The sequence below is a fragment of the Carboxylicivirga agarovorans genome (assembly GCF_050589845.1).
GTDB classification, from domain to species: domain Bacteria; phylum Bacteroidota; class Bacteroidia; order Bacteroidales; family Marinilabiliaceae; genus Carboxylicivirga; species Carboxylicivirga agarovorans.
Window position 1 is genome coordinate 1 of the sequence record NZ_JBNGPA010000036.1, and the last position, 14,355, is coordinate 14,355.

General features: G+C 40.4%; 8 protein-coding genes. All 8 read right to left on the minus strand.

The window, feature by feature from the left end; translation table 11 throughout:
- Nucleotides 1-559: 559 nt before the first annotated feature.
- The gene (locus ACRD69_RS21575) at nucleotides 560-1,786 is read right to left on the minus strand and encodes a sialate O-acetylesterase (RefSeq protein WP_430817225.1); all 1,227 of its coding nucleotides are present in this window, start codon (nucleotides 1,784-1,786) and stop codon (nucleotides 560-562) included.
- A 6-nt stretch (nucleotides 1,787-1,792) separates the two neighbouring features.
- Nucleotides 1,793-2,275 carry a hypothetical protein gene (locus ACRD69_RS21580; RefSeq protein WP_430817226.1) on the minus strand — a complete coding sequence of 161 codons (483 nt, stop codon included), beginning with the start codon at nucleotides 2,273-2,275 and terminating at the stop codon, nucleotides 1,793-1,795.
- A gap of 3 nt (nucleotides 2,276-2,278) precedes the next feature.
- Nucleotides 2,279-4,531 carry a sulfatase-like hydrolase/transferase gene (locus ACRD69_RS21585; RefSeq protein WP_430817227.1) on the minus strand — a complete coding sequence of 751 codons (2,253 nt, stop codon included), beginning with the start codon at nucleotides 4,529-4,531 and terminating at the stop codon, nucleotides 2,279-2,281.
- Nucleotides 4,532-4,859: 328 nt separating this feature from the next.
- Nucleotides 4,860-5,213: a hypothetical protein gene (locus tag ACRD69_RS21590; protein WP_430817228.1), complete on the minus strand. Its 354-nt coding sequence runs from the start codon at nucleotides 5,211-5,213 to the stop codon at nucleotides 4,860-4,862.
- 63 nt (nucleotides 5,214-5,276) lie between these two features.
- Nucleotides 5,277-6,863 (minus strand): sulfatase family protein, encoded by a 1,587-nt coding sequence (locus tag ACRD69_RS21595; protein WP_430817229.1) that lies wholly within the window; start codon nucleotides 6,861-6,863, stop codon nucleotides 5,277-5,279.
- Between the two features lie 10 nt (nucleotides 6,864-6,873).
- Nucleotides 6,874-8,208, minus strand: coding sequence for a sulfatase family protein (locus ACRD69_RS21600; RefSeq protein ID WP_430817230.1), 1,335 nt, complete (start codon nucleotides 8,206-8,208; stop codon nucleotides 6,874-6,876).
- Nucleotides 8,209-8,466: 258 nt separating this feature from the next.
- On the minus strand, nucleotides 8,467-11,358 hold the full coding sequence (locus tag ACRD69_RS21605; protein WP_430817231.1) for a helix-turn-helix and ligand-binding sensor domain-containing protein: 2,892 nt from the start codon (nucleotides 11,356-11,358) through the stop codon (nucleotides 8,467-8,469).
- Nucleotides 11,359-11,415: 57 nt separating this feature from the next.
- Nucleotides 11,416-14,247, minus strand: a complete 2,832-nt coding sequence (locus tag ACRD69_RS21610; protein WP_430817232.1) for a helix-turn-helix and ligand-binding sensor domain-containing protein — start codon at nucleotides 14,245-14,247, stop codon at nucleotides 11,416-11,418.
- Nucleotides 14,248-14,355: the final 108 nt, after the last annotated feature.

A 14,355-nucleotide genomic window follows, 5' to 3' on the forward strand; every position in this document is an offset into this window, starting at 1 on the left:
AAATATGTGTTTAACAATAATGCGTATAAAGAGTAGCTTTTTGTAAGGAGGAGAGCTGATTTACATGATGCATAGATCTATACGTTTATAAAACTTCTTTTCGAACACTAAAAGGCAAAGCGCAGCGACGTCCCGGGTATGTAATGCACAAAATAGCGATTCGACATTTTGTCATTATGATCCATTCACAAACAGCTTAGCTGTTTATCCATTTGTGTAATTTGAGCACCCTGATAGCTATCGGAGTGTGGTTGCATAAACTATGCCTATAATTGAATCGCTATTAGTTTACTTTGATGGTACTGATTGCAAATTCTCATTCATCCAAATCATAAAAAAGAGGCTGTCCAAATTTATAGTTTCACGCTAAGGCCGCTAAGGATTACGCCAAGACAACAAAGTATATGATGTTATTTTTCAACACCTTGCGTACTCTGCGTTTTTCTTCGTTTGCGTTCTTTGCGAGCAATATCCTACATTTTGGACATCCTCTTTGAATCGGGAAACAAGCGTACTAAACTTAACAGCAAACAACGCTTAAGTGCAATACGCTAAACAATTATTTAAGAGGCTTCATTATAGGTCTGGACCAGTCCTTTGCCACATAACCTGGTCCTTTTTTGGGCTTTTCAACCGTTATTTCCTCCTCCCCTTCTTTATACAAAGGCCAATCATCAGTTCGGAAAGGTGATGCGGGAAATCCTTCTTTATTGTACAAGAGGTTACGTTGCGACGGATTCATTGCCCAGGCATAACGCACTGCAACAGGCTTTTCAACGAACTTGGATGAAACGACAACAGTTTCACCTTCTATTCTGGCCCTGGCCCAATACCATTTCTTATCTGCACCTGCAATTGCGAAACTGTTTAAGGGCTCTTGCCTGGCTTTCGATAATCCACTGCCGTTCCCTTTAAACGATAAGATCACCTCATTGCCCGCTATTTCATACGATGTGTAATATGGACCATGACCCGTTTCGTAAATATTATAAACATCATGAAGCACAGTAAAAGCATGACGCATGCCTATTGGCTTCTTATTCTTTGGGTGAAGTTCTACAGGGCTGCCGGTATCAATGGATACAGCCAGACCAATATTACCGGATTCCCGGGCCATCTCAAACATCATTTGACGGGATACTGCCCAAGGAGCTTCCAGACCTTCTGATGGATGCTCCTGCGTCGCTCCCCAGGCGGGTAACTGCGTCAGTGAAAAGTACAAATCCTTAGTAACGTTTCCTTCTGAATGAGTATTCCATAAGTCGCGGTAAGTATTTATTAACCTGGTTAGTTGCCCTTTAAATGCCAGGGCTTGCTGAACGCTCTTCGAGTTGCGTTCCCCCTGGTACCAGATGACACCTCTGATACCATAACCAAGCAAAGGATGCACCATGGCATTATAAATATGCTGGGGATACTGGTTTCCCAAATCAGCAGGTTTAGTAATAACGGGAGCCATTAAGCGCTTATTTTTATTCTTCATTGTATCTCCGGCAGCCATTCTTTGCTGATAATTCTCAAGTGCAGCTCTATACTCAACAACAGCTGCATCTGCGCTCAACCCAAGCTTCTCTGTCTGTCGCTGAGCCACATCATCTAAAGCTTGTTTATGATACCGGCTGCGCTTTATGTCTGATTGGTATTCCCAAGGTATCCAGCCTTCAACAGGAGTGCCTGCATAAGCCTGAACAATAATACCAACCGGAATGCCCACATGCTTTTGCAAAGTAGAGCCAAAATACCATGCAACGGCCGAAGTACGGGCTGCAGATGCGGAATCTGACACGCTCCATCACCCGGTTGCACAATCGTTACGTGGCTCATGCCAGTGTTGTCGGTCTGATTTGTAGATGCGTAATTCATTCATTTCTGCATTCTTCAGATCATCGGCTGCTCCAAAGCAATTTTGCAAAGCCCACCCCATATTGGATTGCCCAAGGCATAACCACACCTCTCCGATCGCGACATTCTTCAAGACAAGGTTGTCTGACGATGTAGATATATTGATGACTTCGTTTAGCCGATAAGATGGTGTTGGTAAGAACACTTTCCAATACCCCTGTTCATCTGATTTGGTATTTTGTACTTCACCCCATGATGTTTCAATGCTTACTTTTTCACTTTTTCCTGCCCAACCCCATATTGCATTTGAGGTATTTTGCTGCAGCACCATATTATTGCCAAAGAAAGTAGGCATTTTTAACTCTGCTAACACCTTAACCTGCAATAAAACAAGAAAAAGGAACAAACAACTCATACTTTTAATTCGATACATCATCTATTGTTTTAGAAATTTACGAACGAGATACCTATCTTCATATTTTAAACGGAGCAAATATACGCCATCTGGCAAGTGGGCAAGATCAATCTCCTTGTTTTCAGACCATCCGCTTAAAGAGCAATATACCTTCCCTGTAACATCTAATACATCAATACGTTCACCACTAAACCCACTAACAAACAAGCGGTCTTGCGCTGGATTGGGAAAGACCTTTATATGCTGATTTTTACCAGTTAAAACAGAGGTACTGATTGCATCCCTTGAATCAGGATCATCATTAAACAGGATATCATCAATATATATATCATGTGGGCCGGGATCTCCGGCATAATCCACCTGCATCCACACTTTACCGCAAGCCTCGTACGTGCTTCCCATGTCAAAAACCAGATCCTGCCACTCTCCCAGATGGTTCTCATCATAGCTATTAATGCTCGTTTTTATCAGCTTCTCAGAATTATCTTTCTTTGAGACCTGGAAACGTGTAGCCGATGCCTTGCTTTTTAGTATTTTCATGTGAACATACCTTGGCGCGTCAAACTCTGCAATCAATGCAGAAGTTCCGATATATGTGCGTGTATTGGAGGCATCTCTTGATACCTTTAATACGCTTTCACTTGTATTTATACCTTGTTTGAATGGATTTTCGACAATTTCCACAGCTGCTCCACCTAACTTGCCGTATTGATATGGCGTGTTTTCAAAGTTTTCATCATAGATTGTTCCAGCCGCCGGATATATGGTCCATTTCTCCTCGACCACAACCAGATTGGGGGCATGTCCTATCCATTGAGCCTGCTCAATTGCCTTAACAAACTCCTCATAAGTCCTCATCACATCACCACTTGCCTGGTATTCATTAAAGACTGACAACATTGGATCTTCACTGGCTGCCATTTCTTGTCGCAAGCGTTCCTTATACCTGGTAATCTCTTCCTGGTATGCTTCTTCATTTACCAGGTTATTCAGACAATCAGGATCATTCTCCACATCATAGAATTCTTCAGGAATACGGGTTAAGATAAAATCACATCGCTCCTGCCACATATCATCAGTTTGTCCGATATTAAGCATTGTTTCAAAGAAACTGGCTCCTAAGGAGGAGCTGTTGTATGTTGTTCTGCCGTCATGCCAGGGGTTAAATATGTAGGCATATTTGGTACTGTGAACTTTCCTGAATGCATAAATATTTTTACTGATGGTAGTATTATAAGTGGAAAACAGCATGTCTCTTCCATTTTGTTCTTCGCCACTTATCAATGGAATTAAGGATTGACCATCCAGGTTTTCGGGCACGTTAATATTAGCTGCTTCACAAATCGTTGGGAAAATATCGAGCGCTGAAACCAGGGACTTTATCTCAGAACCAGAGATCAGATCCGGGTTCCCGGTCCAGCGCATTATCATTGGTGTTTTAGTGGAATGATAATAAATATTGGATTTTACACTGGGAGCCGCCATGCCATGATCAGATAAGAAAAACACCAGGGTATTATCGGCAATACCTTGCTCGTCAATAACCTGCATCACTTTCCCTACCACATCATCCATTCGCCTGCATGTGCAAAGGTATTCTGCCATCTCCAGCCTGATATCTTCGTGTTCGGGCAACCAGGCCGGTAATTGAACGTCTTCAGGATAATAAATCCTTGAAGGGTGTGACTTTTTATCATCCAGTTCGGTTCCTGCTGAATTCAGATTATAATAAGGCCGGTGCGGATCATGAGAATTGACAATCAGGTAAAATGGTTTACCCACAGTGTTTAAAGCAGAATCAACAACAGTTGATACGCGCTGATAGAACATATCTGTATTACGGTGCATCTCTTCGGCAATATGCCAGGGTGTAATACCTTCGTAGGGTGTGCTGTGCGGTACTTTGCCAAGGATACCAACAAAATAACCGTTGGCATCAAAAACACCGGGGATAGTAGGTATATTTTTAATGCGCAGATCATGAAAGCCTTCTCCTCCACTGCGATGAGGCAGCAAGCCGGTATTTATTGCATTGCGGGAGGGCATACATGCTGTAGACGCCACATGAGCATTGGTAAATTTTACGCCTTGAGAAGCCAGGGCATCAATATTAGGTGTCACACCTTCACCCTGTTGCTGACCATTGAATGAAGCCACTGTGTTCCAGTTCATATCATCGGCCGTAATTATTAAAATATTAGGTCTTTGCGCCTCACTGTTAAATAGATTTATACTAAGCGTAAAGGCTGCAACAATGTATTTTAGTTTTCTCATACTTTTGAATGATTTTCAACTCACCATTAACCATGTTGATGGCAAGAAATAAATAGTCAGACCAATTTACCAGAGCTTTGCTATCAGTGGGTATTTCAGACCTTAACAAAGAATAAGACCGACCATCAGAACAGTGTACTGACACATATTCAACATGCTGAATATTGATCGTTTCAATCGCCTCCTTTTCGTTTAAGAAATTACTCCTCACCATCATATCCCCTCCTTATATATTTTGATAAAATATGTATTCAACAATCAGATCTACACGTAATTTGGTCACCTGTTACTCTGGCATTCCCATCCGGTTAAACGCTTTGCCGGCAGATTATTTATTCTTTTTGGCCTGCTTATGCTTTTGCCAGGTGGACAACTGCTCTTTGCTACAAACCTTTTTTAACTCAACAGTATAAAGCTTCATATTTTCTTTTCGCGCATTTTTAAGTTCGGTGGAATTCTTTTCATAAGTCTTATTTGCCTTCTGATTGTTCAACCTCAAAGCGGTTTTTAATTCCAGTACCTTTTCTTGCTGTTCAGCTGAAAGCTGCATTACTTCAGACATTTCTGCCACTTCCTTCTTAACTGTTTCCTCTGCTTTTTTACTAAGCTTTTGTGCATTGACACAGGTAAACATGCTTATTGCACATATAACAAATGCTAATCTTAATATTTGATTTTTCATATCTACTGGTTTAATTAATTAAAGCCACCTGCACTTAGCGATGCAGGCCAGCTTATGATTTTTTTATTTCATGTGTTTCAGACGCTTGAGCGATTTCTGCAGATACTCCTCAGTAAGCTCGTCTGAATCCTGATACTTTACCCTAAGTTGCTCCAAACGTTGGTGCAAATCGGTTTGTACATCTGCATAGCTTGCGTGCCCGTATATATTATTCATTTCATTGGGGTCCGTTTCAAGGTCATACATCTCCCATTCGTCCACATCATGATAAAAGTGCATCAGTTTATAGCGTTCGGTTGCGATACCATAGTGTCGCTTTACCATATGCCAGCTTGGGTATTCATAATAATGATAGTAGTGTTCCATGCGCCAGTTATCAGGACTATTTCCAGTAAGTAGCGGCACAATACTTTGTCCCTGCATTTCATCATGTTCAGCAGTTCCCGCTATTTCAAGGAATGTTTGAGCAAAATCAAGATTAGACACCAGATTGTTGTTGACACTTCCGGGTCGGGTTACTCCCGGCCACTTAACCAATAGTGGTGTACGCAGGGACTCTTCGTACATAAAACGTTTGTCAAACCAACCATGCTCACCTAAATAAAAACCCTGATCTGAAGAATAAATAACAATTGTATTCTCGTCCAGTCCTTTCTCTTTCAGGTAATCCAGTACTTTCCCTACACCTTTATCGACACTGGCAATGCAGGCCAGGTAATCTTGCATGTAGCGTTGGTATTTGAAACGGATCAATTCATCACCTTCAAGTTTTGCATTATTGAAATAATCAATGATCGGATCGTATACTTTATCCCAGTCTTCCTCCTGCTGTTCATTTAAACGAGCTGTTGTTCCCAGCTTTTCATTCTCGAACAGTTTAAGATCACGATCAAGGCGCATGGTAAGCTCAATGGACATATCCTGCTCTTTGGCCGCCTTACCCCTGTTTTCGTATGTATCAAATAAAGTGGGTGGTTCAGGAAAGGTGACGTCTTTATATAACGCTAGTTCCCGGGGCCCTGGTTCCCACTCGCGGTGAGGAGCCTTATGCTGCAACATCAGCAGGAATGGCTGATCGCCTTCGCGAGCTTCCTCCATATAGTTAATGGCTTTTTCTGTAATAAGCTCTGTAACATACCCGGTTTCCGTATGCTCACCCGCAGCAGTCTTAAAAACAGGATTATAGTAAGATCCCTGACCAGGTAAAACTTCCCAATAGTCAAAACCTGTTGGATCAGAGCCCAGGTGCCATTTACCAACAATACCTGTTTTATAGCCAGACTCCTGCAGAAGCTTGGGAAAGGTAATTTGTGAGCCATCAAATTTTGTTCCACCTTCATTGGATACAAATCCATTAAGATGACCATACTTACCACTCAGTATGGTAGCTCGTGACGGGCCACAAATTGAGTTGGTTACCAGACACCTATTAAACAACATACCATCAGTCGCTATACGATCGATATTCGGTGTAGGGGCATAATCTTTTAATATACCTCCATAAGCACTTATGGCCTGATAAGCGTGGTCATCGCTAAAAATAAACACGATGTTTGGTTTCGTTTTCTTAGTCTTCTTTTTTTCTGCCGGTTGGCAAGCGACAATCAATAAGGTCGCTACCAACAGGATAATTGGATTTTTTCTATTCATCATCAAGTAGTTAATTGTATTTACGATTCTGAGGTCCACCCCACCATTTTGAATCAGGCAGGTCAACATCCCATTTGTCAAAGATTTCCTGCAACTCCCTGGCTAACTCAGGGAATTCTTCTGCCAGGTTATATTGTTCTTTGGGGTCTTCTGCCAGATTAAACAGCTCGGCAGTCTCGGTATTTTTCATGCCCCTGTTATTCCAACATAATTTCCAGTCTCCTTTTCTTACTGCATAATCATCATCCCGTCGCCAGTAAAGGATTTCGTGGGGATTACCCTGCTTCTCTCCTTTCAAATAAGGTAAGAGGTCAACGCCATCGAAATAAGGCGTCTCTTTAATATTCAAATAATTAGCAAGAGTAGGTAATATATCCAGGTTACTGACCGGTTTATTATAATTACCTGAATGAAGCATGCCAGGCCATTTAATTAAAAATGGAACGCGGATCCCTCCCTCATAAGTATCGCCCTTCCATCCTCTTAAACCACCGGTTGAAGACATATGATCATTGGGCGTGCCGACCTTTGCCTGTCCCTGCGGTGAGCCATTATCGCTGATGAAAACAACGATGGTATTATCAGAAATACCATATTGCTCAAGCACTTTCATCATCTGACCAATACCATCATCAAGAGCCAATACCATGGCAGCAAACTTTCTTCGGTTAGGAAGTGAAATATGCGCCAGTCGTTCGATGTATTCATCAGGTACTTCCCACGGGTGATGGACGGCATTATAAGCTACATATAGAAAAAAAGGCTGATCCTGTGACTCTTCAATAAACTGCACTGCTTTCTTTGTAAAAACCTCCGTCAGGTAACCATCAAAAGTAACAGGTGTGTTATTTTCAAAAAGCGGCCAATGGGCTTTCTTAGAGCCCATCTCCAATTCCGATTTGTAATATGAGTGTGCGCCATTCAGAAAACCATAATAATAATCAAAGCCCTTTTGGTTAGGACGCTTTGATTCAGCTACTCCCAAATGCCATTTACCGACCATCCCGGTTGTATAACCAACAGACTTTAACAGTTCGGGTGCTAATACCTGGTCATCAGGAATACCTGAACCTCGCGATATTTCTGAATGCGGCCACCCCGTAGCACTGCAATTCTCACCGAATCCAAAGCGCTGTTGATACTGACCTGTTAACAGGCCGGCCCGTGATGGCGCACATACTGATGCAGAAACATACCCCTGGTTAAAAACAACAGATTGTTTAGCTAAGCTGTCAATATGGGGTGTTAACACATCGGTAAATCCGTTGTAGCCAACATCTCCAAAACCCATATCATCAGCATATACAATTATAATATTTGGCTGATCACCTGTTGGCTTTGCCATGATTTGCGAACCGGCAAAAAATAATAAAAGGCCAGTGAATATTTGAATGCAGGGTAATTTAATTGTGTCAGACATCTTTCTATTTCGTTTATAAGCACAACGAAAATATCAACATCCAACACTGTCTTCAATAAACAGACCTTATCAAGTATTTCAAAGGATAAATATTAACATCAGATCACCTATACATCTCCTCTTAATATCTTAAACAACGAGTCGTATACACCTAATAACATGACGTTTAAAACAACAACAAACTTAAAAGGATATCATAAATTCGGTCAGGTTATCATTGGGGTCCAGTCCCAGTTTTTTGCGGATTTTATAACGATGAACTTCAACACTCCTTGTGGACACATTCATTAAGGGTGCTATTTCTTTTGTAGATAGGTTCATTTTCAAATAAGCGCATAAACGAAGATCCTTCGGTGTTAAATCGTCATAGGTATTTTTTATTCTTTTAAAGAAATCTTCGTGAGCTCTGTCGAAATGCATTCGAAATACATTCCAGTCATCTTCGTCTTCTATACTATGGTCAATCATTCGTATCAGACGGTTCATATACTTTTCAGGATAACTATACTTAAGATGCTCCCGTTGCTTCAGAATTTCCTCTTTAACCTCCGTTAGTACTTCTTTTCTTTTTATGGTTGCTATCGTTCGGTTGGCCAGTTCGGTGCTTTGATGCTGAATTTCTTTCTGCAACAATTCATTTTTCAGACGAATCATCCGTTCTTCCTGTTGCTTTTGCTCTTCCTCGTATTTTTCATCCCAGGCCTTTTTCTCGTCTTCAATTAGCTTGTTGTGGTGTTTATTCAGGAGTTTTTTACCAAGGAATATTATTCCGGCCAATAGGACTATAGCAAAGGATACCGCAAGAATGATAAACCAACTTTTCAGAAAAAACGGTTTGGGAATGGTAAATGCATAGGATAAAGGTAGCAATGCATGCCCAAATTCATCTTCACCCTTAATGTGAAGCGTATAATCACCCCATGACAGATTCTCGAATGCAATTCTATTTTGCAGATTTCCCTTGATCCATCGTTTATGAAATCCCTCAAGCATCAGCCAGTATTCACCCTTATGAGCAATGGATGCCATGGACATATACTCAAAAACAATACGCTTGTTGGCATATGGTATCACACTAACAGTCGTGTCTGAATCAGATGACAAGCGACGCGTTACATTATCTTTATCCCGATAGGCGACATGCTTAAGAACAATTTTATCATTGCTCTCTTTCCTGTTTTTATAGGCTGATTGATAAACCAATGCCAAACCGTTTTCAAGTCCAAACGCTGTTGTGCTATCGTTTAAGGATACAATTACCGGATATTTTTCATCCAGTGAATTGTAAGGATTACTAAATGCAAATTCAAACACTTTATTCAATGTACCTGATGTCATTTCGAATAGGGCAACCTTTTGAGGTAAAGCAAACCAATAAGCATTAAAACCGGATTTCGTTACTGCATTGGCATTGGCATATTCGTTAATTTGCTCTTCTATTTTAGAATAACGTACAACGGTATCGCGTAATTCATCATAGGTAAACAAGCCATCGTTAGTCGTAAAAATAATACGTCCATCCAGCTTTGATACTTTGTTACCGGCGTTTTGAGGCATTCCTTTGTTTAATCCATAACGTTCTTTAATAAGTGGTTTATCAACATCGGTGATCTTCACTTTAAACACCTCTTTGCGACGGGTATGAGACACCCAGATATTATTGTTCTGATCAACTTCCATATTGCGGGACGGCTCAAAAAAACCTTTCAATATACTGGCAAGTTTTACACCCTTATTATTCTGATCAAACAAAACGAGCGATGTATGTGAATTTTGAATCAAATAGTCCTGATCCTTTAAACGTAGAGGTACAAAGTTTTGTCCTCCACCAATATCTGACAATTGTTTAATATCATTTCCCTGTATTTGAAAAGTGCCCCTGCTATGACTACATAATAAGCTATTGCTTACTGTCTTCAGTGTCCAGACCTGACCTTTAAGTTCCTCTATGGTTTTAAAATCAGATGGTTTCAGATCACTCAAATCAAGCTTATCAATCGCATGGTAATAAACCCCCTGATTGGTGCCTACGTATAGCCTGTTCTGATATATGGCGGCAGTATGCACAACACCCCAATCTGCCTTCTGATCAGTAATATAATGAACCGGCCGATTGAACTCGACACATGAGATGCCCTTATTTAAAGCAATCCAGAGGCGCTTTTGCCTGTCACACTTCAAATCCAGTATTGTATTACTTTCCAGACCATTACTGGCGTGTAAATGCTCAATAACCTGACCATTGGAGTTGATCTTAAAAACACCATTATCAAGGGTTCCTATATAATAATGACGGCCATCATAGGCACCGGTGTTAATATTAAAATTCCTGATCAGCTCCTGTGCGTCGCATTGCCATTCCTTCAGTTCATAATGACCATCCCAAATAAACAATCCTTTCTTACCAGAGCCTAAAAGAAACTTATCTGAACCGAACGGCAGGAACACTCTTGTATATGCTCTGTTCAATGCATCGCTTTCCGCAACTTCCTTAAAATCACCATCTGCGTATTCTATGATATTGCCCCGGGTTTTCTGAGTGATAATCCTGTCACGTACTTTAGTCAGAAAAATAATGCCACTCCCAATTTCCTTAACTTCTAATGCATTGTTCTTATAAATATATAAGGTATTAAAGGCCTGAAATATGACTTCTCCCTGATGCCCCGGAATGATTTTCCAGATCATATCATTATGCAATATTTCTTGGGATAATTCAATAGACAGGGATGTATACCTGAGTTGACCACGCCCGTTATTTTCCCAAAAGCCGAACTCCTCGAATGAACCTGTATAGATTCTTTTACCAGCAACAAAAACAGAACGGATACTACCTTTACCGGGTGTACTATATAACTCCCACAAATTGCCATCGAAACGTAAAAGGCCTGCTTCATTGCCTATATAAGCGATTCCTTTTTCATCAAAGTCAATCGCCCAGTTTTTACTGAATCCCCCGTATGTGTTTTTAAGAATATTTGTTATCTCATTGGCAGCCATTAACATGTTTGCACCTAAAAACAGGCAACAAATGACAATTACTCCAATCCTGATATTCACTTTTTTTATTCCCATGCAATTAAGGTAAAGCAGCAATATACAAAATCATTCAAAACAGCGTTTCGCCGAAGGTCAAAAACTGATCATAAACTCTGACAGATTGCTTTCCGCAGGTAAATCCAGTTTTTTTCTTAATCGATAACGGTGTACTTCAACACTCCGTTCCGAGATATCCAAAAGTGGTGCGATCTCGCGACTCGACAGATTCATTTTCAGATATGCACAAAGCCTTAGATCACGCGGTGTCAATTGAGGATAGACCGCTTTTAATCGTGATACAAAATTATTGTTGGCTTTATCAAAGTGCCGTTCAAACAAAATCCAGTCATCTTCCGTATGAATATTGGATTCAATCAGATCAATCAGCTTTTTATAGTATTTATCAGGATAGCGAATACCTAACTTTTCCTTTTGTGCCGTCAACTCCTTTTTTATATTGCTCAGAACTTCCTTATTTCTAATGGCATTTAGCGCACCAGTCGCAATATGGTTATTTTGTTGAATAACCTCATCTTCAAGCTGACTTTTTATATCCTTTAATTCCGATAACTCTATACTGCTTTGCAAGCTATCACTTTCCTGTGGCACTTCGTTAAGGTAACGTTTGAGGTTCCGTTTAAATCGTAGCACCAATACACTCATTACCACCAGAAAACAAACAGACCATAGCATGATAAATCCATTGGATAAATACCATGGTTTTAATACACTTACCTCAATATGTTTTGCCAATGCAGGCTGCCCCCATTGATCAAATGCCTGAATCCGCAACTCATACCTGTCATCAGAACTATCTATTTTAAAGCTGTTATTATACCCATGATGCACAGTGCTGTCAGTTTCAGAGATCAGCTCAAGGCGATATTCCATCCGTTTGCCTGGAGAAGCAAGTGAAGCAGCAGTAAGTTCCAAATCTTTATAATTATAAGGTAAATCAATTGTCCCTTCATGGGGATTACTGCTTATAACAATTCGATCGCCCGTTTTGTATTGCAGTGTCACATTGATTTTAAATGCCTGCGCGCTATTCCCGGCTTTCAGATCATCGACCGAACCATGCCCTATCATCCCAACTCCATTCTCCATACCAATAAAGGTACCAATTGAATCAATGTTGATAATATTTTCAAAATCCTCAACCAATCCCATGTGTGGTTCTGAGAAACGATATTGCAATTGTTTTGTTGCTGTACCATCCTCTATACGAAAAAGGGCAAGATGATTATTTCGTATTAACCAATAATGATTGGCGTCTTGCTCTATAATTTTATGGGCATTGCTAAATTTTCCCAATTGGGCATTAAGTTGGTCATATTTTACAATCGAATCCTTTAAACCATCATAGGTGAACATACCTTTAGAACTGGTTATAATGATCCGGTTCTTGAATTCGTATACCTCACTTTTCATATCCTGAGGCAGACCATTTTCTGCATCATACACATTATAGCTATAGGCATCTTTCAGATTCTGTTGTAAACGAATATTGTATAGTTCACTTTTCCGGTCGTGCTGCAGCCATAATTGATCTTTGTGGTCAACAGCAACCGACATGGTTGGCTCAGAGAAGCCTTCAACAGTTGTCTTAAATCGCCATGAGCCATGCTTACCCTGTTCCAGAACAACAAGATTTGTATAACTATTCAGAATCAGATAGTTCTTTCCCTGGACCTTGAGCTTTTGAAAACTTCTACCGCCGGCATGGTTCGATATTTTCCTGACATTCTCTTTATTTATAATGTAAGTACCACGGTTATGTCCGCAAAGTAAATGATCATCCACTACCTTTAACGACCATGCCAGACCTTTTAAATCAGGCAATAGCTTAAAATCGTCAAATGATACTAATTGTTCACCTTTTGCAAATGGTTTACACCACACCCCTTTATTTGAAGCGATGTAGAATCGACCTTTATGATGGGTCACAGAGTGAACTGCACCGATTCGCTTATTGGCATCAATCAAAAACTTTATCGGTGAATTAAGTTCCAGGTAGCCAAGGCCAACACTCATTGTAAACCAAAGACGATCGTATTCATCTAATTGGAGTGATAGGATCGTATTATCCTGTAAATGGTTCTGACTGTTTATCTCATGGACGATATGCCCCTTCGAATTAACAATTAACAGACCTGAATTAATCGTTCCGATATAATAGAAGCCGTTATGGTACGTGGCACAATTGATATCCTCATTAATTAATCGTTCATTAGCTTCACATTGCCAGGGGCTCAGTGTATTCTCTTCCCATATGAATAAACCTTTCGTCCGGGTCATAAGCAGAGCCTGATTGTCTGCATAAGGAAAGATCCCTTTTAAACGAGCTTGCTTCAGTTGTGGTGACTGCAGGATTTTCTGATATCCATATCCTGTTAACTCAAGCAGGATTCCCTGACGCGTACTTCCCCATAAACGATTATCATACTCTACCATCAGGTTGGGGGGTGAGTCCACTTCTACTTTCTTAACCCGTTGACCGTCATATCGCAAAGTCAGGCTAAATCCCTGAAATACTATGTTTTTATCTGCATCCTCAAAGATGCGCCAAATTTCCTGGTTATGGAAAGTGACATTAACCAACCTGTCTTTCAGCGAAATATAATTGAGTCGTCCGGTTTTATCTCTTTTCCAATAACCAATTTCTTCTGCCGAACCTGTATATATTAGTCCGTCTGAACCAACACAAACAGAGCGTATCTTGGAGCGGGCCGGTAATTCGTTTAATGTCCAGTTGACACCATCAAAACTCATCAAACCCATATCATTGCCTATGTATACATAGCCATCTTTTCCCAGATCAATACACCAATTACGGTTGCTGGCATTGTACTGGTGTTTGTAAAAGGTTGTGACCTGCGGTAAGGTAAAGCGATTGCTGCATAAACTTTTCTCAAATGACGTCATCTGAAAAAGTATTAGCACTATCAATATTCTGTATACCATTGACCGCTTATTTTATTCGTTATTGCTTAAAATTAATGATTCATCTTAAGATTCAAATAGTCTTTATCA